General features: G+C 62.1%; 12 protein-coding genes. 1 reads left to right on the forward strand and 11 read right to left on the reverse strand.

The window, feature by feature from the left end; all coding sequences use genetic code 11:
- Nucleotides 1–14: 14 nt before the first annotated feature.
- From WMO46_RS07475 to WMO46_RS07505, 7 genes are all read right to left on the reverse strand, one after another.
- Complete coding sequence (locus WMO46_RS07475; RefSeq protein ID WP_349094112.1) at nt 15–1,907, reverse strand: fibrobacter succinogenes major paralogous domain-containing protein; 1,893 nt, start codon at nt 1,905–1,907, stop codon at nt 15–17.
- Nucleotides 1,908–1,926: 19 nt separating this feature from the next.
- Nucleotides 1,927–3,834, reverse strand: a complete 1,908-nt coding sequence (locus WMO46_RS07480) for a hypothetical protein (protein WP_349094113.1) — start codon at nt 3,832–3,834, stop codon at nt 1,927–1,929.
- 18 nt (nt 3,835–3,852) lie between these two features.
- Nucleotides 3,853–4,947: a cellulase family glycosylhydrolase gene (locus WMO46_RS07485; protein ID WP_349094114.1), complete on the reverse strand. Its 1,095-nt coding sequence runs from the start codon at nt 4,945–4,947 to the stop codon at nt 3,853–3,855.
- Nucleotides 4,948–4,956: 9 nt separating this feature from the next.
- Nucleotides 4,957–6,426, reverse strand: a complete 1,470-nt coding sequence (locus WMO46_RS07490; RefSeq protein WP_349094115.1) for a RagB/SusD family nutrient uptake outer membrane protein — start codon at nt 6,424–6,426, stop codon at nt 4,957–4,959.
- A gap of 20 nt (nt 6,427–6,446) precedes the next feature.
- Nucleotides 6,447–9,452: a SusC/RagA family TonB-linked outer membrane protein gene (locus WMO46_RS07495; protein ID WP_196016572.1), complete on the reverse strand. Its 3,006-nt coding sequence runs from the start codon at nt 9,450–9,452 to the stop codon at nt 6,447–6,449.
- Between the two features lie 180 nt (nt 9,453–9,632).
- Nucleotides 9,633–13,619, reverse strand: coding sequence for a hybrid sensor histidine kinase/response regulator transcription factor (locus WMO46_RS07500; RefSeq protein ID WP_349094116.1), 3,987 nt, complete (start codon nt 13,617–13,619; stop codon nt 9,633–9,635).
- A 9-nt stretch (nt 13,620–13,628) separates the two neighbouring features.
- On the reverse strand, nt 13,629–14,768 hold the full coding sequence (locus WMO46_RS07505; RefSeq protein WP_349094117.1) for an aldose epimerase family protein: 1,140 nt from the start codon (nt 14,766–14,768) through the stop codon (nt 13,629–13,631).
- Between the two features lie 199 nt (nt 14,769–14,967).
- Between WMO46_RS07505 and WMO46_RS07510 the strand changes: the two genes are divergently transcribed.
- Nucleotides 14,968–16,365, forward strand: a complete 1,398-nt coding sequence (locus WMO46_RS07510; RefSeq protein WP_278964734.1) for a sulfatase family protein — start codon at nt 14,968–14,970, stop codon at nt 16,363–16,365.
- A 76-nt stretch (nt 16,366–16,441) separates the two neighbouring features.
- Here WMO46_RS07510 and WMO46_RS07515 read toward each other — a convergent pair whose 3' ends face one another.
- The 4 genes from WMO46_RS07515 to WMO46_RS07530 are packed head-to-tail and all read right to left on the reverse strand — an operon-like array spanning nt 16,442 to nt 24,057.
- Nucleotides 16,442–17,491 carry a DUF1735 domain-containing protein gene (locus WMO46_RS07515; RefSeq protein ID WP_278964733.1) on the reverse strand — a complete coding sequence of 350 codons (1,050 nt, stop codon included), beginning with the start codon at nt 17,489–17,491 and terminating at the stop codon, nt 16,442–16,444.
- A gap of 19 nt (nt 17,492–17,510) precedes the next feature.
- Nucleotides 17,511–19,268, reverse strand: a complete 1,758-nt coding sequence (locus WMO46_RS07520) for a RagB/SusD family nutrient uptake outer membrane protein (RefSeq protein ID WP_349094118.1) — start codon at nt 19,266–19,268, stop codon at nt 17,511–17,513.
- Nucleotides 19,269–19,279: 11 nt separating this feature from the next.
- Nucleotides 19,280–22,168, reverse strand: a complete 2,889-nt coding sequence (locus WMO46_RS07525) for a SusC/RagA family TonB-linked outer membrane protein (protein WP_278817705.1) — start codon at nt 22,166–22,168, stop codon at nt 19,280–19,282.
- A 23-nt stretch (nt 22,169–22,191) separates the two neighbouring features.
- Nucleotides 22,192–24,057 (reverse strand): RagB/SusD family nutrient uptake outer membrane protein, encoded by a 1,866-nt coding sequence (locus tag WMO46_RS07530; RefSeq protein WP_278817706.1) that lies wholly within the window; start codon nt 24,055–24,057, stop codon nt 22,192–22,194.
- Between the last annotated feature and the right edge of the window lie 10 nt (nt 24,058–24,067).

A 24,067-nucleotide genomic window follows, 5' to 3' on the forward strand; every position in this document is an offset into this window, starting at 1 on the left:
ATATTTGAGTTCGGTTATTGCTCGGTCTTCACGCAGCGCACGGCCATGCCTTTCGCATGCGATTCGTTCTTGATATTCACGCCTGCGTTGTTGAAATAAAAGCGGTTTTCTGCCGTGGCACCGCCGGCGTTGAGCCACATGTATCCGCGGTATTCCAGATACATCGTGACATGCTTGTTCGCTTCCAGATAGCCGGAGGTGGGGAAGTACGATTTCGTGTCTTCGCCGTTGATGGCGAGCAGCATTCCGTAGTTCGCGTTGCATTCGGCTGACGATGTGGATTTCATCTCGGCGAAATGGCGCGCATCGGGGACGCGGTATCCCGCCGGGCAGGGGTCGTACACCGTTTTGACGGAGCCCTCTTTCGCGCCGCCCCACAGCAGGTCGTTGCCGCCCGCTCCGACATACCACTCCTTGGCTGCCAGCAGACGGGTCTGCGGGTTGCGCGTCGCATAGGCGATGGTTCCGGTGGCCTCCGTGGCGGCTTCGGTCTTCTCCAGGTCGCTCGAAGCGCTTTCATAAGGGGAGCCGCCCGGGCGCGTCGCGGTCAGGTTGCGGGCGAACGGGTCCTTGCGGCCCCACTGGTAGAACAGGCCGTAGGCGTTGCGGTCCTTGGGGGTCGTCGATGTGGCTCCCAGATTGCGGTCGAGCATCGTGTAGGCCCCGGCCTCTTCGAAACGGCACGCTATGTCCTGCGCCTCGCTGACCCAGATATGGTACGACCAGAGGATGGTCCCGTCCGCTTTGCATACGGCCACTACGGCGTTGCCCTTCGTGCCGGTGACGGGCACTTTCAGCGTCGAGCCCTCCATCGCCGGGGCGTCGATCACGTTGCCCGAAGCCCCGTTCTCAGGCTGCTGCCAGACGATCTGGGCCTTGGCCGGGACGCCCGCCGGCGCTCCGGAAGCGTCCGTGCAGCGGATTCCCTCGTGCACGTAGTTCCGGCTGAACGTGTAGTACGGCGTGGCGTCGATGGAGAGGGTTTGGGCCGAGGCGTCCGCCCGGTAACAGTTCGCCGTGCCGTAATAGCGCGTCAGCGGCAGGCTTTGCAGCGGCGTTACGACGCCGGCCGTCACCGTCACGGCCTGTGCCGTCTCTATTTCGTAGCGGCAGCCGTCGGTGTCGGTGATCCTGAACGAGAATCCCTGTGCATAGGTTCCGGCGGGCAGGAAGATGAGGAATCCGTCCGGTTTCGAGAGGTCGCCGTTCGAGGAGATGTTGGCTCCGCTCCCGCAGTCCACCGTGACCGAGGTTCCCGTCGTCCCCTGATTCAGCTGCGGGGTTCCCGTCGCGGCCTCCACCGAGATTTTTCCGGCGATCTGCTCCCCGCCGCGGGCCGTCGCTTCGATGCGTGCGATCTTGATGCCCAGCGCCTGATAGTCGTTGACGCGCAGCAGCAGGCCGCCGCAGACGTTCTTGAATTCGAACGTATTGTCATTGGTCGCGGCCACCATCGGCAGCGCAGCGATGTCGGACCCTGCGCCGAGGGCCGATGCGTAGGATTGTCCGGCCAGCGCCGACAGGTCGATTTCGAACGTGTCGCCCGAGAGCCCTTTCGTCAGGGCTTCGGCCGGATAGACGGCATAGCGCTGCGCGTCGGTGACGGTTTTCGAGCTTTCGACCGGATTGAAAATGCCGGTGCGGGTGTTGTCCGAAGCGGTGACATAGGGCGCTCCGGAAGGATTCCCGGCGCTGAACACCTGAATCCGGTCGCCCGATTTCCAGACGACGTTGCGCTGGTTGTCGAGTGCCGTGCGGGTCTCCGCGATGGGCGCTGCGACGACCGACCGGACGGACAGATCCGTGTCCGGCTGCTGCGGCCGCAGGCCGTCTTCCTCCTCGTGGCGCGAACATCCGAACGATGCGCATATGGTGGCCGCAATGACGATGATATGGTGTGTTTTCATGGTTTTCGGTTGTTAACGGTTATTTCCAGGGGTTGACTTCTTCGCCGTTGCTCCATCCGGGACCGCGGCCGTTGTCGTCGTCGGCTCCCGGTTCGGGTTCGGTGACGGGCTCTGCCGGCAGCTTCAGTTCGACGGGCAGCCATTTGTCGTAGTTGCCGGCGGCCAGCCCCGTGAAGGTGTCGTCGCCGGCGGCGTCGTGCAGCACGGCATTGAAAAGTATGCGGTCTGCGGCCACGTTGATCCGCTCGCGCGGGATGGCGAGTTCGACCACGTAGCCCCGGTCGTTGTCCGTCTCGTCGAAGGTGCCGAGCACGGTCGCGGCGCACGTTACCGCCGTATTGTCGCATGCGAGCGTGCCCTTGGCCGCATCGGGGGTGATTTTCAGGATCAGCGGGTCTCCGGTGGCGTTTCCGCTCTGGAACATCAGGTCGATGCCGTCCGCCGCGGCGAGCCCGTTATCGAGCCGCTCCACGAGGCAATAGAGGTTGTCGTCGTCGTAGGCGAAGCGGAAAACGGCCTGGGCCTGCGAGACGCTGCCGATGAACAGGGCGTCCTGCACATCTTTCCAATGGGCGCTGCTGCCGACGAGGGCGGGGGTGAACTGCGTGGCGTTGATGCGGTGGTTCAGGACGAATTTCGCCAGCTGGATGCGGGCGCTGGCAGTTTCCTGTCCGTCGATCGTCTGCGTGAAAGCCTCCGGGAAGACGCCGGCGAGCGTGTGGTCGTCGATTATTTCGATCGAACCCCACGAACCCTTGCCCGGGAATCCCTGCATCGGTTCGCTGAACGTCCAGGCTTTCGTGTCGCCGATGCGCATGTTGAACAGACTGCTGATGTTGCACGAAAGGATGGTTTCTCCCGACCGGAACTGCCGGAGATAGGGGGCTGCCTGATTCAGGAAAAGGTTGTTCTGCCGTTCGGCGGGGCCGTCCTCGTCGCCTGCCGGGGGGCCTGCGGCCCAGTTGTCGTTCGAGTAGGCCAGTCCCAGATGGTATTTGTCCTCGGAGGTTCCCGTGCGTCCGAACCGCGATTCGAACGCCACGGCGATCCGCTCCGAGCCGTTGAGCTGGATGGCCACGGGCATCTGGTCGGTGAAAATCACCGTTCCCGAACCGTCGGTCGCTGTTCCGGCCTTTTGGCGGATGATTTTGCCGACGGTGGTCCAGGTCGCTCCGCGGTCCGTCGAACGGAGCAGCGACGTGCCCGAATTGCCCGTCGTGGTGTTCGCATCCGTGAAATAGACGTGTACCTCTCCGGTCGAAAGCTGGAGGGCCGACGGCTCCCAGGTGGTGCCGCGGTAGATGATCTGAGTTTCGCTCCAGGTCTTTCCGTTATCGGACGAACGGCGCATCATGATGCCGTTGTTCAGTGGGTTGAGCCTGTATCCCTTGTTGAGCCGGAACGAGGCGAAGGCAAGAATGTCTCCGTTGTCGAGCACTATGGCATCGGCCGACGTGAAAAGCACGCGGTCATCGACATCGCTTTCGTACTGCTTCATGTCCGTTTTGGCGAAGAGCTGTTCGTCGGCGTTCTGCCATGTGATGAAATTCCTGCTGCGGGCGTAATAGACATCGTGGGCCGACGGCCCCTGCTGGTAGATAAGCAGGAAGGTGTTGTCTTTGAGCTTCTTGATGCGGGGGTAGCGGGCGTTCACGGCCGAAAGCAGGGGCTTTTCCAGCTTCATGAAAGAGCGGAAATCCATTTCGAGCGAACTGCTCTGCCACTCCGGGGCGTGCGAATTGAGGTATCCCTGCGTCGCGTTCAGGTCGTGGATCGAGGTGATCTCCGTATCGACGGGCACGGGATCGCTGCCGCCCGTACCCGGTTTGGGATTGGGGTTCTCGTCAGCCGACGGCTTGGAGCAGGCGGCCGTCGAGAGGACCAGCGCCAGCAGCAGGAGGCTGGATATGTTGTGTCGAAGATTCATATTCGGTGGAATTAGCGGTTAGTTCATGTTTTTGTCTTGCGTCATGGAGCGGATGAAGTCTACCTCATGCTGGCTGTACGGGGTGCCGTCGAGGCGGAAAATGTCGTGGAACCAGACCTCGGGTTCGGGATCGCCGGCCTTGCTCGACCATTGGAGATGGAAGTTGCACTTTCCGGCGGTGAGCCCCCAGCTGATGGCCCCGACGCGCTCGCGTTTGAGTATGGGCATGATCTCCTCGAAGGTCGAGCGCGGACGCCCCATGTACTCCTGGCAGACCACGGGCCGCCCGAACTGCTGCATGAAGGAGATGAAGGTCTCCATCTCTTCCGGACCGTAATAGCAGTGGTACGTCATGATGTCGCAGTTCTCCCCGAGGAACGAGATGATCGGGAAATTGCTGCGCGTGCCGTGTGCTCCGGGGCATATCCAGAGCGGCGACGAGAGCGGCTGCGAGGGGTTCGCCTCGCGTCCCCATTTGAAGACCTCGCGCAGCAGCGGCAGGCTGCGGGCGCCCTGCTTGAAGTTCTCCGGTTCGTTGTAGAGACACCAGAACAGGATGCGGTCGTCGTCGCGGAACGTCGTGAGGATGTCCTTGACGTAGCGTTCGAGGCGGGGCCACGAAGCCGGATCGTTGACCGACGGGGCTCCGGGGCTCTGTATCCACTGCGAATTGTGGATGCCCTGGATCGACTCGGGCTGTTTGCCCAGCTGCGGGTTTTCGAACCGGCCGCCGTTGGTGAAGAAGGTCACGATGGCCTTGATCCCGTGGCTGCGGCAGATTCCGAGGAATGCGTCGATGCGCTGCTTGAATCCGGCGGGATCGGCCTCCCACACCATGTCGTGCAGGAAGATGCGGACCGTGTTGAACCCGAGTTCCTCGGCCTTGGACATCTCGTAGTCGATGGTCTTCGGATCGAAGCTCTCCGCCTGCCACATTTCGAACTGGTTGATGGCCGTGGCCGCGACGTAGTTGAAGCCCACGGGCCACTCCTGCTCCGCATACCAGGCGTTGGCACGCTCCTCCGACCAGCGCTGTGCCGGAGCCGGGGCCTCTTTGCCGCAGGAGGCTGCGGCGAAGAGCGCGATCGCGCAATAGATGATTGATTTTTTCATGGTGTTGTGTCAATATCCGGGATTTTGATCCTTGGTCGGATCGAGTGATGTGTTGTAGTTGAATTCGTCGGCGGGTATGGGCCACCAGTAGGCTGCGGGCCCCACCTCCGATTCGGCCGCGACACGGCCCGCCCTGACGGCGTATTCGGCCAGTTTGCCGCAGCGTTTCAGGTCGCAGTAGCGTTTTCCTTCGAAGGCGGTTTCGTAGCCGCGTTCCTGAAGCAGCAGCTCCATGAACTTATCCTGCGTGGCGTAGTCGGCCAGCCGGAAGTCCGAGCCCTGCGGACGGGTGGGTTTCAGACCGTAGGCGCGGCGGTGCACCTGGTTGAGCGCCTCCATGGCCGTTTCGTCGGGTTTGCCGTCGCGGCGGCAGATCGCCTCGGCGTAGTAGAGCAGCGCGTCGGCGTAACGGTACACCGGAAAGTCGTTGGCGGCTCCCGTGCTGTTGTAGTCGCGGAATTTCAGGCAGATCATGCCCGTTTTCGTCAGCGAATTGAGCGTGCCGTTGCCGGTCTGTATCCAGAGGTTGTACTGGTAACGCAGGTCGGCCTTGTCCCATCCTTTGACGAAGAGGTTTTTCTCGTAGTCGGTGTAGATGCCGACGTTTCCGCCGTCGCGCACCGGATTCGGGCGGCAAAGATACATCGACATGAAGTTGTTGCCGTCGTCCTGATTGTATTTGAAATAGAAGATCTCTTCGCGCGTGGCGTTGGCCGTCGTGCCGTAGATTTTTTCGTAGTCGTCGGCCTTCGATACCTCCACCAGTCCGTAGCGGTCCGAGTCGATCACCTCGCCGACGGCGGCTGCGGCCTCGCCCCAGCGTTCGAGATAGAGCAGGGCTTCGGTCTCCAGCATCAGCGCCGCATAGCGCGCGGGGTGTCCCGCCTGGGCGACGCTTTCGGGCAGCAGGGCGGCCGCATCGGCGGCTTCCCGGGCGACGAATTCCCAAATGTCGCGTTCGGGCGTGCGCGGCTTGTTGAAGTCGTGCATGTTGTGCTCGTCGAAGAAGGGCACGGCGCCGTAGTAACGGGCCAGATATGAGTAGCTGAAAGCCCGCAGGAAGCGTGCTTCGCCGCTCAGATGGTCGTATTCGAGCTGCGAGAGCTTCGCATCGCCGATCTGCGAGAGGATCTCGTTCGAGAAGCGGATCGCCCGGTAGAGAACGGCCCACGTGTCGTTCGTGAAGGTCACTCCGCCCGAGGTGAGGCCCGTGGCGTAGGAGGTGGCGTAGTTCCCCCGTCCGTAGCAGTAGTCGGCCAGACTTTCGCTCAGCACCGAGAGATAGCGCCCGAATCCCACCTGGCGGCGCAGCTGATAATAGATCGAGTTGATGACGCTCTGCACCTCTGCCGCATTGGACATGAAGGTCGTGGCGTCTACCTTTTTGGGATGTTCTTCGAGGAACTCCCATTTTTCGCACGACGGAAGCGACGTTGCGATACCGGCGGCGGCCAGCAGTGTGAATATGATGTGTTTCATGGTTTGCGAAGGTTAGGTCGTTAGAAAACAAGCCGGCATCCCAGCGTGAAGGTCCGGGCTCCGGGATAGCAGCTGGCGTCGATGCCCTGGGCGAGCGACGTGCTGCCTCCCTTGGCGTTCACGTCGGGGTCCCAGAAGGGGTAGGACGTGATCGTCCAGAGATTCTGCGCGCTGACATAGACGCGGGCCTTGCTGATGACGCGGCTCTTGCTGCACGGGATGTTGTAGCTCAGTTCGAGGTTTTTCAGACGCATGTAGCTGCCGTCGTAGACGAAGCGGTCCGACATCTTCAGCGCGATGTCCTGACGGAGATTGGGATATTTGGCGTCGGGCTTTTCGGGGGTCCAGTGGTTGTAGAGCACTTCGCGCAGGGTGTTGGCGTTCGAGCTGTAATCGTAGGCGGCCGAAGCCATGCTTAGCGAGTAGATGTCGTTGCCGATCGAGCCCTGGAAGAATGCGCTCAGCGTGAATCCCTTGTAGCTGACCGCCGTGTTGAAGTTGAGCAGGCAGTCGGGGTTCGGGTTGCCGATGATCGTCTTGTCGGCCGGCGTGATGCCGTCCGAGCCGTCGAGGTCCTTGTAGACGAGCTGTCCGTTGTCGTCGTATCCCTCCTCGACGTAGCCGTAGAAGACATACATCGGTTCGCCGATGCGCATCAGGTTGAGCTGGTCGCTGATGATGGTGTTGCTCACCGTGCTTCCGAAGATGTCCTTGCCGTCGGAGAGCGAAAGCACCTTCGACCGGTTGACCGAGAGGTTGACGCCGAAGTCCCACTTCACGGCCTTGTCGATGATGCGCGTGTCGAGCTGCAATTCGACGCCCGCATTCCGGATCGCCCCGACGTTGCGCAGGGCGGTGGTGTAGCCGCTCGACCGGGGCATTTCGACATCGTTGAGCAGGTTGGTCGTCTTCTTGTGGTAGTAATCGGCCGTCAGGCGGATGCGGTTGTTCAGCAGCGCCAGGTCGAGACCCACGTTCCATTGCCCCGTGGTCTCCCAGCGCAGGTCGCCGAGGTAGGTGTTCTTGGGGGCGTAGCCTACGGTGGTGGTCTTGTCGAACACGACGTTGACCGATTCGAGCGTGTTCTGCGTCGAATAGGGCGAGATGGCGGTGCTGCCGGTCACGCCGTATCCGACGCGCAGCTTGAGGTCCGAAAGCCAGTCGGCCTGCCGGAGGAACTGCTCCTGCGAAATGCGCCAGGCGACGGCCGCCGAGGGGAAATAGCCCCACTTGTTGCCTTTGCTGTAACGCGACGAACCGTCGGCCCGGAAGTTCACGGTGAGCAGGTAGCGGTTGTCGAAGTTGTAGTTGATGCGCCCCAGGAACGAGAGCATGCGCCAGTCGGAGTAGCTCGATGTGGGCAGGCCCTTGATGTCGGCGGCGTCGAGGTCGTAGGATTCCACCACGTCGCTCAGGAATCCCGATGCGGTTCCCGTGCCGACGGACTTGGAGACGCTCTGTTCGTAGGTGATGCCGCCCATGACGTTGAGGTGGTGCCGGCCGAAGCCCTTGTCATAGGTGATGATGTTGTTGCTGGTGATGTCCACCACCTCGTCGAAGCCGATCGACGCCGCACCGTCGTAGTTCGGATAGGCGAGCGAACGGGTATGGTCGCTCCGCGCCTGGCTGTTCTGCACGTTGGCGGCGATCTGGACCGAAAGTCCCTCGACCGGTTTCACGGTCAGGGCGGCGTTGGCCAGCAGGCGGTTCGCATACCGCCGGTTTTTCACCTCGTGCAGATAGGCCACGGGATTCATGCCGGCGGTGGGCTGCGTCTGGAAGTCGTTCCATGAACCGTCGTCGTAGTGCGGCGTGGCCAGCGGCGAGGCCGTGAGGGCCGAGTTGATCACCGTCGTGCCGCGGCTGCCGCCCTGCGAGTTCATCTGGTCGTGGTTCGAACGGCTGAAGATGATGTTCGCCGAAGCGGAGACGTATTTCGAGATGTTGTATTCGAGATTCGTGCGGATCGAGATGCGCTCGTATCCGCCCTTCTTGACGATGCCGTCCTGATCGAAGTAGCTCAGGCCGAGCGATCCCTTGAAAGTCGGGCCGCCGCCCGAGATGTCCACGGCGTGGTTGGTGATCACGGCCGACCGGAAGATTTCGTCCTGCCAGTTGGTGTTCCACACGTTGGCTGCGATCTGCTCGGGCGTGAAGACCGCCGGCTGGTCGTTGACGCGGGCCTTCTCGTTCAGATAGGTCATGTATTCGTCGCCGCTCAGCACGTCCATCTGCTTGTAGAGGGTCTGGATGCCGACGCTGCCGTCGTAGCTCACCCGGATTTTGCCCTCCTTGGCGCCCTTCGTCGTGACGATCACCACGCCGTTGGCTCCCCGCGAACCGTAGATGGCCGTCGCCGAGGCGTCTTTGAGAATCTCCACCGACTCGATGTCCGACGTGTTGATCATGTTGATGTTGCCCGGAAATCCGTTGATGATCCACAGGGGTTCGTTGTCGCCCTTGATCGAGTTGGCGCCGCGGATGCGGACCTGGATGGCCGCTCCGGGCTGTCCGTTGAGCTGGTTGATCTGCACGCCCGAGACACGTCCCTGGAGCGCCTGCGCCACCGAGACGTTGGCGAATTCGTTGATCAGGTCGCCCTTGACCTGGGCCACGGCTCCCGAGAGGTCGCGTTTGCGCTGTACGCCGTAGCCGACTACGACCAGTTCGTCCATCACGAGACTGCCCTGCGAGAGTTTGATGTCGAATGCGGAGCGGCCGTTGACCGGCTCTTCGCGGTTGTCCATGCCGAGGTAGGTCACCAGCAGCGTGGCGTTGCGCGGGATGTTGCGGAAGCGGACGAAGCCTTTGGCGTCGGAGATTTCGCCCGTGTTCGAGCCTTTCACGACGACGGCGGCGCCGGAGACGGGATTTCCGTCGTCGTCCAGAATGCGGACCGTACAGGCGTGGTCCGCATTGTTCGGCGATTGCGCGCACAGGCTCTGACAGCAGAACAGCGTGAAGCAAACGACGAAGAGCCATCGGGCTCCGGTCCCTGCTGCACGGAATAGTTTGAGATTTTTCATAAGGGTTGATTTTAGGTTGATCCGAATTCCGTTCGGTCGGCTGCATGGCAGCATTGAGGTCCTCGACAGCAAATGTAGGAGCTTTTGTTTTACGACGGAACGGGGTGGGCCGGGAATGGAAAAATCGTCGCATCGGTTGGAAAAATCCTCTTATCGGCAATTTCCCCGACGCCCGGGGGCTTATTGTTTCTGATACTCGGCGGGCGATACGCCGAACTGCTCCTTGAAGCATTTGGCGAAGTAGGAGGGGGAGTTGAAGCCTACGGAGAAGCAGACTTCGCTGATCCGGCACTTGTTCTGGGCGAGCAGCTGGGCCGCTATCGAGAGCCGTTTGGACCTCAGATAGTCGTTCGGGGTGGTGTCGAGCAGCGCCCGGACCTTGCGGATCAGCGTCGAGCGACTCAGAAAGAGCGCCTCTTCGATCTGTTTGCTGGAAAAGGCAGGTTCGTTGAGGTGCTGCATGATCAGTTCGTCGATCCGGCGCAGGAACTCCTCGTCGGCGCTGTGCAGTCCGAACTGTTTGGGATCGAGCGGCTCCTGCGTGTTCTGGTAGCTTTTTTTCAGCCGGGCGCGTTTGTCCAGAATGGCCCGGATGCAGGCTTCGAGATAGTCGAGTCCGAACGGTTTTTCAATATAGGTGCTGGCTCCGGCTTCCATGCAGGCGATCTTCGTCGCCGTGTCCGAGATGGCCGATGTTACGATGACGGGGATGTGCGAGAGGTCGAAATCCGAACTGATCGTGCGGCAGAGTTCGATGCCGTTCGTGCCGGGCAGGGCGATGTCCGTGACGACGATGTCCACCTCCTGTTCCTGCAATACGCCGACGGCCTTTTCGGCCGCGTGTACGGCGATGACCCGATAGTCGGCGTCGAGCTTGTGTTTGAGATAGGCCGTGAGTTCCCGGTTGTCCTCCACGAGCAGCAGCAGCGGCAGCGACCGGTCCTGCGGCGCCGGCGGCTCCTGCCCGGCAGCCGTTTCGGGAAGGGACGCCGCGGCCGGAAGTGTCAGTACGAACGTGGTGCGGAGGGTGTCGTCGGCGAGTTCGAGCGTTCCGGCGTGCATTTCGGCGAGCGAACGGGCGAGGGAGAGTCCGATGCCGAAGCTCCGGGACCCGGGGGACTTGTCGTACTGCACGAAAGGTTTGAATATTTCGGAACGCTGTTCGGGCGAGATCGGCTCCCCGTCGTTGGTGATGGAGACCGTCGCCGTCCCGTCGTGCGACCGGACGTTTACTTCGATGTAGGATTCCGCGTATTTCAGGGCGTTGTGCAGCAGGTTGTTGAGAATCTTGTTCATGGCCGATTCGTCCGCGTCGATGCGGATGTTGTCCCTCTCCGCCGTGAACGAGAGCCGCAGGTTGCGTGCTTTGGCGGTCTCCTGGAACGTCGAGCAGAGGAATCCGGTGCGCTCTACGATGTTCATCGGCTTGCAATCGAGCTTGTAGCCGCGCTTCTCGACCCGCACGAAGTCGAGAAGCTCCCGGACCAGCTGGTCGAGATAGTGCGTGCCGTTGCAGATCGCTTGCAGGTTGTCGCGGTCGGCCGGACTGAGGTGCCCGGATGCCTGTATCTGCTGTAAAGGCGTGTGAATCACCGTCAGCGGGGTTTTGATCTCGTGTACGATATTCGAGAAGAACGTGAGTTTTTGCTGGAAGAGCTCCGCCTCTTTCTGTTTCTTGTAGTTTTCGTGCTTGCGCTTCTCCCGGGCGATGGCCCGCTTGTAGTAGACCTTGAACGCTGCGATGAGCACGCCTGCGAACAGCAGGAGATAGAGCCCGATGGCGGCCGTGCTCTTGTAGAAACGCTGCTCCACCACGATCGACAGCGGTTCGTGGCCGATGGGCTGTGCAGTTCCCGACGCCTGGCTGCGGATTTCGAGCGAATAGGTGCCGGCCGGCACGTTGTAATAGAATATCGTGTTGTCGGCGACCGTGCGGCGCCATTGCGTGTCGTAGCCTACGAGCCGGCACTCTACGGTGTTGAGCTGCGGCAGCGTCGAGTTGAGGACGGCGAATCCGAATCCGAACGAATTTTGCCGCGGGGAGAGGTGGATGGACCGGGTGCGGTCCACGTTGCGGACGAGGGGCGAACGCCCGTCGTCGGAGGGGACGACCAGTTCGTTGCCGATGCGGAATTCGGTGACGACCAGCCGGGGGTCTCCGCTTTCGCGGTCGAATTTCTCGGGGTTGAAGCGGATGAAGCCGCTGCGGGAGCCGAAATAGAGGTCGCCGTCCGCAGAGCGGAGGCCGCAGTTCTTGAAATCGTTGTTCAGCAGTCCGTCGAAGATCGTAAAACGCCGGATGGCCTTGGTCTGCGGATTGAAGGCGAAGAGCCCCTTGTCCGAACTCACCCATACGGTTCCGGCGTGATCTTCGAGCACCTGGAAGAAGATGTTCGTGGGCAGCAGGTCGCAGCTGCGGGTGTCATAGCTCTCGAAGCGTCCGGTGGCGGTGTCGAGGCACCCGAATCCTCCGTTGAAGCTCGTGGTCCAGACGTGTCCCCCCCCCGGCCCGGCAAATACGGAAAAGAGCATGTTGAGCGGGCCCGGATCGTCCTCCGTCCCGATGTGGTTCGCTGTGATTTCGCCGCGTTGCAGATCGTAGCATATCAGTCCGTTGGCATAGGTCGAGACCCAGAGTCTCTGCCGTTCGTCCTCGTCCATGCCGGTGACGAACACGCCCTCGAATTCCTCGATCGGGTCGAACGCCTCTTTTCGGCGGTCGTAGTGCAGCAGCCCCACGGTCGTGCCTACGAACAGTTCGCCCTTTGCCGTCCGGTGGATGGCGAACACGCGCTGGTCAAGCATCGCCGTGGCATAGCCGAGCGTTTCGTATTCCCGCACGGCCCGCGTGCGGGTGTCGAGCCGGTAGAGCCCCTTGTCGGTTCCGAGCCACAGCGCGCCCGGTTCGCAGCAGATCGAGAACTGCGTGTTGGGGAGTTGGTCGTGCACGACCCGGTTCAGCGTGCGGCGCTCCGTGTCGTAGAGAAGCAGGCCCTCGTTTTCGGTGGCGATCCAGATGCGCCCCGCGCCGTCGTCCGCGAAGCCCCGCACGAGGCAGTCTTCCAGCGAACGCCCGTCGGCGGCGTGGTACTTCTCGAACTGCTGCTGGAAGGCGCCGCAATAGTTCACTCCTCCGACGTTCGTGCCGATCCAGATGCCGTCCGAGGCGTCGATGAAGACCGCGAAGGCGTGGCTGTCCGAGAGCGAAAAACGGTTGTGGCTGTCGCAGGCGAGTTTGCGGGCCGAATCGGTCCGCGGGTCGTAGCGGTACACGCCTTCGCTGGTGGACATCCAGACGATGCCCTCCCGATCGACGTACAGGTCTTCGGGCGTGAATCCCCGCGACGGGACGGGGATCAGCGTCCGGATACGGCCGCTGCTGCGGTTCAGCAGGCAGAGCCCCCGCCGGGCGCTGGCCACGTAGATCGTTTCGCTGTCGTCCGGGGCCGAGCTGACGGCTGCCACGTTGTCGTTCCGGAATGCCGCGATTTCCCGGGCGTCGTCTCGTCGGGGATGGTCTGCGCTGTCGTGGCCGATGTAGAGGAACGAATGGTAGAAGAGCCCGATCCACAGGCCGTTGTCGCCATCGACGTGCAGTGCGCGGATGTTCACCGGGAGTGTCTGCCGGCCGTTCTCGAAGAAGTGGTTGCGCAGGATCTGCGTGCGGGGGTCGTAGGCGAAGAGCCCCTGGTTGTTGACCGAAATCCACATCACCCCGTCGGGGCCTCGGCGGATGACGTTGGCCTTGTTGCGGATGACCGTCCCGATGTCGCTCTCGCGGAGGAACGGCTCGAAACGGTCCCGGTCAACGTCGTAAACCGAGACTCCGCGGTCGGTTCCGATCCAGAGATTGCCTTCGGAATCGGTGCAGAGGGCGATCACGTAGGCCGATTTCAGCCCCATCTCCTCTTTGGTGTAGTTGCGGAAGCGGATGCCGTCGAAGCGGCTCAGTCCCGAGGAGGTTCCGAACCAGATGAATCCCTGGGAGTCCTGCACGATTTTGTTCACCCGGTCGTAGGGCAGTTCGCTGTTGCCCGAGTTGTAGTGCGTGAAGTTGAAATCCGGGGCGTCGGGGGCTGTCCCGGCGGCACGGGCGGCTGTCGGGAAGCCGGGGCCGGAAAATCCTGTCAGCAGCGCCAGGAGTATGTAACGTCGGAAGGCGGACAAAACGAAAGCCTATTTTGCATAGAAACGGAATTCGGTGACGGAGCGGTAGCGTTCGCCGGGGCGGAGCACCGTGGAGGGGAAGTCCGGCCGGTTGGGGGAGTCGGCGAAGTGGAGGGTTTCGAGCAGCATGCCGCCGAATTTTTCGAGCGGCACGCCGTTTTTGCCGATCATCCGTTCGTTCAGCCCGCGTCCCGTATAGGTCAGCAGCCCCGGTTCGGTCGTCCAGGTCTCCACGCCGCGGCCGCTGCGCGGGGAGTAGAGGTCTGCGGCCCGGGCCAGTCCGCCCGTCTGGCTGCGCAGGACCCAGCAGACCGAGAAACCCCGCATGATTTGCAACTGCGGGTCGGGCGTGTCTATGGCGTAGTCGATGCGGTGCGGAGCGCGCATGTCGAAGGGCGTATCCTCCACCGGCAGCATCGCCCCGTCCGGCACGTACTGGGCCGTGTTTCTGAAGTAGCGGTCGGCTTCGACCTGCATCACGTGATCCATCACATAGCCGCCGTTCTGCCCTTTGAGATTGAAATAGGTGTGGTTCGAGAGGTTGACGACCGTCGGACGGTCGGTCTCGGCCTCGTATTCGATGCGGCATACGTCGTCTTTCGTCCACCAGTAGGTGACCGTGCAGGCGAGGTTGCCCGGATAGCCCTCCTCGCCGTCGGGGCTCAGGCGCGAGAACCGCACGCCGGCCCGGTCGGCTTCGAGCAGCGGTTCGCCCTGCCACATCACGCGGTCGAATCCCTTCGTTCCGCCGTGCAGATGGCCGGGCCTGCCGCCCAGCGTCTCGTTCGGGGTGAGGTACACCGTGTCGCCGTCGAGCGGGAACGAGGCGCCGCCGATGCGGTTGCCGTAGCGGCCGATCAGGGCTCCGAAGAAGCGTTCGCTGCCCGTTTCGAACGAGGTGATGTCGCCGTATCCGACCACCACGTCGTCGATGCGGCCGTTGCGGTCGGGGACGCAGATGCGCACCACGCGGCAGCCGTAGTCGATGACCTCCATCGAGGAGCCGGTTCCGTTGCTCAGGCGGTACAGCGTGACGGGCTCGCCCGTGGAGAGGGTTCCGAAAGGTTCGGTCGTAACATCGGGGGTGCGGGGTGCGCACGCGGCGAGAAGAGCCGCTGCGAGGCACGGACAAATAGTGCGGAGGTTCATATCCATAGGTTAGGGTTCAAACAAAGATAGCTATTTTTTTCGATTTGCGCCAGCCCGCCCGGCGGCCGGGGCGCTTCATCCGTCCCCGGATGTGCGGAAGCGGATGTCCTGCCGATTTTCTGTCATCGATTGACGATATTCTGGCATTCCGTCACGGGGATATGTTTGTAAATTTACAATCATCAAAAAAACGAATGTCATGTATGACTCTGCAACCCGGTTCATCCGGATCACCGCCCTGGCGTCAGGGCTTCTTCCCGTGACGGCCGCCGCCGCACAAGACCGAAGACCCAATATCGTAGTGATCGTGGCGGACGACCTGCTGTCGTCCGAAATCAGCTGCTACGGCGGCCGGAATCTCGAAACGGCGAACATCGACCGCCTGGCCCGCGAGGGACTGCGGATGACCGGCGCCTATGCCTCGATGGCGATGAGCGTCCCGATCCGGGCGTCGCTCTATACGGGGCTTTATCCCGCGCGCCACGGTTCGTGGCTCAACCACAAGGACACGTTTCTCGGCACGAAGACCGTTTGCGAATACATGGCCGAAGAGGGCTACCGGGTGGCCCGCGCGGGCAAGAACCATCCCGTCAATCCCGATGTCTACCGCTTCGAGGAGCTGCCGGGATTCCCGGTGAACTGCGTGAGCCGCGAGGCTCCCTACGACACCTCCGGCATCCGCGAGTTCATCGCGCGCGACGATCCCCGGCCGTTCCTGCTCTTCGTGTGCAGCATCCATCCCCACGCTCCCTGGACCTGGGGAGATCCCTCCGAATTCGATCCGGACCGCCTCGTCATGCCGGAGAACTGCATCGGCGACCGGCGCATGCGGGAGATTTTCACCCATTATCTGGCCGAGGTCCGGGCGCTGGACAACGAGGTCGGCTCGGTGCTGGAGACGCTGAGCGAGTGCGGCGAGCTGGACAATACGCTGGTTTTGTTTCTCGGCGAGCAGGGGCCCCAGCTTCCGGGCGGCAAGTGGACCTGCTGGTATCCCGGCGTGCACAGCGCCCTGCTGGCGCGTTATCCGGCGCGCATCCGGCCCGGACGCGTTTCGGATGCCGTCGTGCAGTACGAAGACCTGCTTCCGACCTTCATCGACCTCGCCGGGGGCCGGCGCCGGCGGGAGCTCGACGGGGAGAGTTTCAAGAAGGTGCTCTTCGGCGAGCGGGAGAAAGCCCGCCGCTATGCCTATGCCATGCACAACAACTGCACTGCGGGCAACGCCTATCCCGTCCGCAGCATCCGCGACGAACGTTACGCCCTGATCTGGAACCTGCTTCCCGACAGTTCGTTCTACAAAACCTTCATGGATCTCGACAAGCCCGCCAACCGGAAAGGCTGGTGGCCCGTCTGGACCGACGCCGCGCAGCGGGATTCCGTTGCCCGGAGGCTGGTCGGGCGTTATGTGCACCGCCCGGAGTTCGAGTTCTACGACCTTGCGGACGATCCGTGGGAGATGAACAACCGCATCGGCGATCCGGCGTACCGGGCCCGGATCGACCGCATGAAACGCGAACTGAAGGGGTGGATGAAGCGGCAGGGCGATACGGGCGTCGGGATGGATGTCCCGTTCCGCAACCGGCCCCGCAAGTGACGCCGCCGGGCGATGCGAAACGGCCTTCGGACGGATTCATTCCGCCGAAGGCCGTTTCGTTTGCAACGCGCCGGGTTCAGTCGTAGTTTTTCGGATTCTCGTCCTGCCACTCGTTCACGCCGTCGCGGATGCGGTTGCGGAACGTCAGCGTGTCCCGGACCACCGTGAAGGTCCCGTCGCCGTTCGGGTAGCGGTAGTGGAGGAACAGTTTCCGGTTCTGGAGCAGCCGGGCGTCGTTGAAACGGCTCCCCAGGTCCTCGATCTCCTTGCTCCCGTCCACCGACCCCGAAACGCGGATCTCCTTTCCGTCGAGCGTCAGGCGCACCGATCCCTCCTTCGTGCCGATGTAGTTGGTCGTCAGCGCATCCGGCGCGTCGGTCGTCAGCGTGTAGATGCCGTGCGTGCCCTCGTCGCTGGGAACGGCCGTCGGGTAGACCTCTTTCGAAAGCTCCTCTCCCTGGGCATTCACCACCTGCGTTACGCCTCCGTGGTAGTAGTTGCCGAAGAGCTTGTTCTCGTAGCGTACGGCGATGACCTCGAACGATTTGGAGAGCAGAATCGTGTCCGCATCGGCGCTGGTGATGCGGAATCCGACGGCGTAGTAGGGGTTGCGGCCCGCCTTGGCGTCGGCCAGGAATGCCGCCGAATCGGCCCGTACGGTGATCGTTCCGGTGTGGCGGCCCCGCCGGATGGTCATCTTCTCTTCGTCGCTGACCGTGAAGTATTCGCGCGGCAGCGGCGTCAGCTCTTTGATGCCGCTGGCCTTGACGGCCGTGGTGACGTAGCTCTGGCTCACCGTTCCGGAGGTCGATTTGCCGCTCATCACGTCGAAGGCGGTGAACGGAGCCGAAGGCTGTCCCAGTTCGTCAAGCCCGTTGAAGGGCGCGAGGTCCCCGGTCACCAGTTCGTCGTCGAGCGCGTAGTAGACCGAGCGGTCGCGTTCGTTGTCCATGACGCCCGCGAGCACCGATCCGACCGTGAATTTCATGCCCTCCCCGACCACGAACGTGCGCAAGTCGTATTGGTAGGCGATGTATACGCCGCTGTAATCGTAATCTTTGACGTATTCGTCGTAGCATCCCGCAAGGGCCGCGGCAGCCAGCAGTGTTGCAAGTATTTTTTTCATAAGTATCGTTTTTTCGGTTTTATTCCCAGTTGGACCAGCCTGCGTTCTGAACGATGCCCTTCATGCGGACTACTTCCGTGTAGGGGATCGGCACGTAGAGCGAGGGATAGCTGCGCTTTTCGACCTCTTCGTAGGCGATCGACTGGCGGGTGATCCGGGGGCGGTTGATTACGTCGTTGAGTTCGGAAACGTCCGTCGCCCAGCGGCGCAGGTCGTAGAAACGCTGCCCTTCGAAGCAGAGTTCGATGCGGCGTTCGTTGCGCACGAGCTTCTCGAACTCCTCGGGGCCTGCGGCGGCGCATTCGTCGAGATAGGGGTCTGCCGTGGCCCCGACGCCCGGTATTCCGTCGTTGGTCGGACGGCTGCGCAGATAGGCGATGGCCTGCTTGGGGGTGTAGCCGTAGAGTTCCGTCGTCGGCCCCGACACCCGGTTGGCGGCCTCGGCGAAGATCAGGCACATGTGGGTCCAGCGCATGAAAAAGATCGACTTGGGCATCGTCTGGACCTTGTCGTCGTCCTTGTTCCAGCCCAGGTAGACGTATTTGCGGATGTAGTAGTTGGTCATCGTGTTGTTCACGCCGCCCGCTTCGTCGCGTCCGCCGACCGAGGTGTCGAACGTGTACATCAGTTCGTTGTTGGTGATGCGGCGGATCTCGGCGCCGTTATAAAAGACGGTGCTGTAAAAACGGGGATCGCGGTTGGCGTAGGGCGTGTTCTCGTTATAATTGGCTTCCGGATGGTCGATCGGGTATCCGTTGGCTGCCGGGAAGGCATCGACCAGATTCTGCGTCGGTCCCACGCCGCCCGTTCCGAGGAACCCGTCGGGGTAGAAAAGGTTTTCCAACGTGCTGCCTTTCGAGTAGTCGGACGACCAGATGATCTCGGGGCTGTTGGGATCGGTCCAGGCGAACGCGGCGGTCGGGTCGAACCCGTGGGCTCCGTCCTGCGTGAGTTTGAAATCCATCACTTCGGCGGCGTATTTCGCCGCATTTTCCCAGCGCTTCGGATCGTTCTCCGGGTTGAACGCCGGCGAGGCCCATTGCAGGTAGGTCATGGCCTTCAGCGCCTTTACGGCGAGGCCGTCGAAGCGGTGCCAGCGCACGGCGCCCTGCACCGAGATGTCTTCGGCCAGCCAGTCGCGGTTGGCTGCGGGCAGGTAGACCAGCGCCGAGTCGCAGTCTTTCAGAATTTGTTCCACGCATTGTTCGTAGGTGGCGCGCTCGAACGAGCCGGCGTCGGCGTCGAAGACATCGACGGGTTCGAGCACGATGGGGAATCCCAGCAGCCGCCCGTCGGTGCCCCGGCCGCCCCATTTGCGCAGCAGGTCATACTGCCACCAGGCCCGCAGGGCGTAGGCATCGCCCTGCAACGCGCGTTGCAGGCGGCGGTTCTGATCGTTGTCGATCATGTAGCGGGTGTTGATGCCCAGACGGTCTTTGAGGAACTTGTTGACGTACATGATGCCGCGGTAGTCGCGGACCCAGTAGGTTTTGAACGGGTCGCTGGCGGGAGTGCCCGTACCGACCGCGAAACGGCGCATGGCGTGGGTCTGCGCCGTGATGACCGCATCGTCGGTGGCGCCGTCGAGATAGACGTATTCGCCGCCGGAGTAGAGCGTGGGCAGCAGGTCGTAGCTTTTTTCGACGAAACCGCGGATCATGGAGGGGTATTCATTCAGATTTTCGTCCGTATAGTGGCCGTTGGGCAGCGGTTCGAGGAAGTCGGAGCAGCCTGCGAACATCGTTACGGCGGCCAGCGCGATTATCAGTTTTTTCATGTCCTTGCAGGTTAAAAGGTGAATTTGAAGCCGGCCGTGAAGGTGCGGTAGAGCGGATAGGTCGTAACGCCGGCATTGATGTTCTCGGGGTCCACGTCCTTGATCCCGCTGATGGTGCAGAGGTTGGCGCCGCGCAGGAAGACGCGCAGCCCCTTGACGGCCGACTGGCTGCGGAAGCGGACGTTGTAGCCCAGTTCGATGTTCTGAATCTTGAAATAGCCTCCGTCGCGGAGCCAGAAGTTCGAGGGCTGGAAGTTGTTCGTCTGCTTGATGTACGTCAGACGGGGGTAGTCGCCGCCGATGTTGTCGCGCACGAAGTGCGAGTAGGTGCCGGTGCTCCATCCGTTCCAGAAATACTTGTTGGTCAGCGCCGTGTCGTACGACGCACGGCCCGTTCCGACGATCGTGAAGTCGAAATTCCGGTAGCGCAGGTTGATGCTCACCGAGTAGTCGAACCGGGGGCTGCTGTTGCCGATGACCTTCTGGTCGTTGCTGTCGATGAGCCCGTCGTTGTTCAGGTCGGCGTATTTCAGGTCGCCGACCTGCACTTCGTCGTCGAAGAGCTGGCGGGGCGAAGTCTCGATCTCCTCTCGCGAGGTGAATTTGCCCAGGCAGACGTATCCCCGGTAGGAGCCGGTCGCCGTGCCGGTGACCTTCTGATAGTCGTAGACGACGCTTTCGTTGTAGCGCAGGTATTTTCCCCGGATCGTCGTGAGGCTTCCGCCCACCGTGTAGCTGAAATCGCCGATCCGGTCGGACCAGTAGAGCGCCGCCTCCCAGCCCTGGTAACGGAGACGGTTGTAGTTCTCATAGGTGCTGATGCCGTCCATGCCGTAGATTCCCGGCAGCGTGCCGCTCATCTCGGTGATGATCCCGTCGCGGAGGTAGTTGAAGTAGTTGGCTTCGACCGAAAGGCGGTTGCCCAGCAGCGCGGCGTCGATACCGACGGTGAACTCCTTGCGCTTCTCCCAGGTCAGGCCGGGATTGCCCAGCCGCGTGATGGTGTTCACGTAGGATTGGTTGGCGTTGGTCGAGCCGATCCACTGGTAGCCCGTGGTGTAGGGGCCGAACTTGATGCCCGTGCTTTTCGTGTAGTTGTCTTCGTAGAGGTCCTGCGCGCCGAACGAACCGTAGCCGATCACGCCCGCCTGACCGCGCACCTTGAGGTAGTCGATCCATTTCACGTCCTGCATGAATCCCTCTTCGGATACGACCCAGCCCAGACCCAGCGAGGGAAATACCTCGAAGCGTTTGCCGGGGGCGAACATCGGCGATCCGGCGTAGTTCACGACGGCCTGGAAGAGGTATTTGCCGCGGTAAGCGTAGTCGAAGGTGCCGATGAGCGACATCATCCGTTCGCGGACCGCGTTGCCCGTGCGCTCGACCGATTCCAGCCACCAGGTCGCCGAAGCCCCGACGCGGTGGTCGTCGTTCCGGTAGTCGTAGCTCAGCCGTTCGTGCAGGTAGAGTCCCTGATGGGTCCATTTGCCCATGCTCGATTTGCCGGAGACCTGCGTTCCCTCGTGCGAAGTCTTGACGGTCTCTTCCGTGGCGGGGTCGTAGATGACGGCCGTGTAGTCGGGGTTCTTGCCGATGCGGTTCATGTTGAAGAGGTTCAGCCCCACGTAAGACTGGAATTTGAGCCCTTTGACCAGCGCGTGCAGGTCGTAGGAGAGCGTGGCGTTGACCACTCCCGAGCGGCCGCGTTCGGTCGAGAAGCCGTTCTCGGTCAGCGATGCGTAGGGATTGTCCTTGTAGACCGTGCTGACGCCGTAGATCTTGTTGCCCGTCTCCTCGTCGTGCGAGACGATCAGCGGGAACGCGATCGCGGGGATCGTGGTGACCTGGCTGAGAGCGCTTTCGAACTCCGTGGCCGAGGAGTTGCCGTAGCCGTAGCGGGGCTGGCGGCGGAAACTGATCCCTCCGCTGAATCCCAGGTCGATCAGGAGGTCCTGCGTGACGGCCGCTTTGAGATAGGTGCGGACGTTCACCCGGTTGAAATCGGCCTTGCTGCCCACCTTGTAGATGTCGCCTTCGCCGGCATAGCCGACGTAGGCGCTGTATTGGAGTTTCTGGGTGCCTCCGTCGATGGTGACGTTGGCTTTGTAATAGGGCTTCGTGTCCTTGAACATCATCGTCCGGTAATCGACGTTCGGATAGGTCAGGTCGTAGGGGTCCTTGCGGGCGTAGTTCTCGATCGCCTCGTTCGAGTAGGGCGGGAGATAGCCGCTGTTGATGCGCGCCTGGTTCTGCAACCGGGCGTATTCGACGCCGTTGACCCACTCGGGGAAGCGGTCCACGACGCTCACGCCGCTTTCGAAGCCCAAGCGGATCGACCGTCCGTGAGTCCTTCCCCGGCGGGTGGTGATGTAGAGCACGCCGTCGGCTGCGCGCGAGCCCAGCAGCGCCTTGTCGGCGATGTCGCGGATGAAAGTCATGCTTTCGATCTCCTCGGGGTCGAGTTGCAGCTGGGTGATGTAGACCGGCATGCCGTCCACGATGTATTCGGGCGTCATGCCGCGGGCGTAGATCGCCGTGCGGCCCGTTTCCGAGGCGTAGAACATGCCGGGCGTTCCCGTCAGCTCGCGGACGGTGAGTCCTGCGACGACGCCCGTGAGCGAGTTGCGGAAATCGTTGGTCGGGTATTTGTCGATGTCGTGTTCGTAGTAGGTCGTCGAGTTGCCCGTGGCGGCCGTCTTGTTCAGGGTGCGGGCGTAGGGCAGTTCGAGCGTCTGATAGACGCGCAGGGTCCGCCGGGCCCGGATCGCGGAGTCTGCGGCGATCCGTTCGGCGGTCAGCACCGGTTCGGAACCCTGCCCGCCGCCTTGCGGGGCGCCCGCGGCCGTAGCGGCCGCCAGCAGGAGCATCGTGCCGGTCAGGAGTATGTTGCGGTTTCTCATGGTTTTATATTCGGGCTAAGATTCTACCAAAGTTCATTGTTGACGAAATTCTTCATCTTGTTGGCCTCCGCTGCGGGGAAGGGCAGGTAGTACATGGCGTTCTTCCAGTTGGACTGCCGGTTGTTGGGGATCGGCTGGCGGACGTAGCGCCGTCCGCAGGGGTATTCGTCCGAAACCGGCACCTTCTCGATGTACATGCCCGTAAGCGTCTGGGACATGGTCTGCGGGGCGATCTTCCAGCGGCGGATGTCGTGGTAGTAGTGGTGTCCCTCGAAGGCCAGTTCGACGCAGCGTTCGTTGCGGATGCGTTCGCGCAGCAGCGGGGCGCTGCCCGTGAACTTGTCGAGCACGTCGGGCATCCCGGCCCGGTTGCGCACCTTGTTCACGGCGTCCAGCGCCGTCATCGGCAGACCTCCGGCCCGGCCGTCGGGGCCGTAGGCTTCGTTGGCCGCCTCGGCGTAGTTGAGGTAGAGCTCCGCCATGCGGATCAGCGGGTCGGTGTGCTGGTGGGCGGCCGAGGTTCCCAGCTGGCCGTTCCACAGCTTGTTGACGTAATAGCCCGTGTTGGAATACCCCTTCGAGTCGTTCGAACCCCACGCGATGCCGAACGAGCGGTTGTTGTTGTTGAGCGACGTGACGGGGTAGGTTCCGGTCGCCGGATCGTAGTGGATGTTGATTCCGGTCGGGCATCCGCTGACGATGCTGCCGTCGTGGAGGATGGTTTTGTCGAACCGCGGGTCGCGGTTCGAGTAGGGGTCCTGTTCGTCGTAGTGGCCGAGTTTCGCGGCGGCCTCCCGGTCGGCCTCGGTCAGAAGCGGGTCGCCGTCGAGCGTTTCGAAGCGGTCCACGAAATTCTGCGTCGGACAGTCGCCGCTGCCGTTCGTGTAGTTCGAAGCGGGATAGGCGAAAGTCCCCGACCAGGTGCCCGTGTTGATCTTGCTGCTGCCGTAGTTCCAGGCCCAGATGTGTTCGTTGGTGTATTTCGTGCCGTAGAAGTTACTGTTCCAAAGAGAGAAGTCCAGCATCCCGTAGCCGTTCTCTTCAGCGATGCGGATCGCTTCGGCGCAGGCTTCGGCGGCGTCCTCCCAGTCGCTCTGGCCGTGCAGGTTGTTCAGTTCGCTGGCCGCGTAGAGCAGGCAGCGGGCTTTCAGCGCCTTGGCGGCGACGCCGTTCGGATAGGCCATGTCGCTGCTGGTGAGGTGGCCTTCCGAGCCGGGGCCCGCGTCGCGGCGCACTTTTCCGGCGGCGAGGAGATAGTCGTAGGCGCGGTCGAGGTCCTCGGCGCAGCGCGTGTAGGTCTCCCAGGCCGAGAGGCGCGTCATGTCCCATTCGTCGTCGGCTTCGAGCGCCTTGTCGAGGTAGGGCATGCCGCCGAAGATCCGGCAGAGGGTGAAGTGGGCGAACGCCCGCACGAAATAGGCTTGTCCGATCAGGTCGTCCTTGTCGATCTGCTTGGCGTTCTGCACCATGTCGATATTCTCGATGCACTTGTTCGCCACGCGGATGATGCGGAACATCGAGTAGGAGATCGGACGCCGCGACGTGGTGGTGGTCCATTCGGAGACGTTGGCGCCCAGCGCCCCGGCCTTGATCTGCTGTGCGCGGAGCCAGCGGCCGCCGTCGCACATGTCCGTCAGGGCGTTCCACGTAAAGCGGCGGTCGCTGAAGTCGAGGTAGAGCGGATAGCCCAGTTTGATGTTGATGTTGTCGCCGCTGCCGCTCTGTCCCGTGCGTCCTTCGTAGACGTTGTTGAAATAAGCCTTGAAGTTATCCCAGGTCGAGAACACCTGATTTTCGTCGAGCCCCGTTTCGGGGTCTATGTCGAGGAACGTGCAGGCGGGGGCTATCGCGCTGCATGCGGCCAAAACGAGTAGTATCAGTTTTTTCATAGTCGTTGCG

The organism is Alistipes intestinihominis (genome assembly GCF_040095975.1).
Lineage (GTDB): Bacteria > Bacteroidota > Bacteroidia > Bacteroidales > Rikenellaceae > Alistipes > Alistipes senegalensis.

Excerpts from the sequence above, each read along its gene's own strand:
- WMO46_RS07475 (WP_349094112.1), bottom strand. The coding sequence starts at position 1,907 with ATGAAAACACACCATATCATCGTCATTGCGGCCACCATATGCGCATCG.
- WMO46_RS07480 (WP_349094113.1), bottom strand. The coding sequence starts at position 3,834 with ATGAATCTTCGACACAACATATCCAGCCTCCTGCTGCTGGCGCTGGTC.
- WMO46_RS07485 (WP_349094114.1), bottom strand. The coding sequence starts at position 4,947 with ATGAAAAAATCAATCATCTATTGCGCGATCGCGCTCTTCGCCGCAGCC.
- WMO46_RS07490 (WP_349094115.1), bottom strand. The coding sequence starts at position 6,426 with ATGAAACACATCATATTCACACTGCTGGCCGCCGCCGGTATCGCAACG.
- WMO46_RS07495 (WP_196016572.1), bottom strand. The coding sequence starts at position 9,452 with ATGAAAAATCTCAAACTATTCCGTGCAGCAGGGACCGGAGCCCGATGG.
- WMO46_RS07505 (WP_349094117.1), bottom strand. The coding sequence starts at position 14,768 with ATGAACCTCCGCACTATTTGTCCGTGCCTCGCAGCGGCTCTTCTCGCC.
- WMO46_RS07510 (WP_278964734.1), top strand. The coding sequence starts at position 14,968 with ATGTATGACTCTGCAACCCGGTTCATCCGGATCACCGCCCTGGCGTCA.
- WMO46_RS07515 (WP_278964733.1), bottom strand. The coding sequence starts at position 17,491 with ATGAAAAAAATACTTGCAACACTGCTGGCTGCCGCGGCCCTTGCGGGA.
- WMO46_RS07520 (WP_349094118.1), bottom strand. The coding sequence starts at position 19,268 with ATGAAAAAACTGATAATCGCGCTGGCCGCCGTAACGATGTTCGCAGGC.
- WMO46_RS07525 (WP_278817705.1), bottom strand. The coding sequence starts at position 22,168 with ATGAGAAACCGCAACATACTCCTGACCGGCACGATGCTCCTGCTGGCG.
- WMO46_RS07530 (WP_278817706.1), bottom strand. The coding sequence starts at position 24,057 with ATGAAAAAACTGATACTACTCGTTTTGGCCGCATGCAGCGCGATAGCC.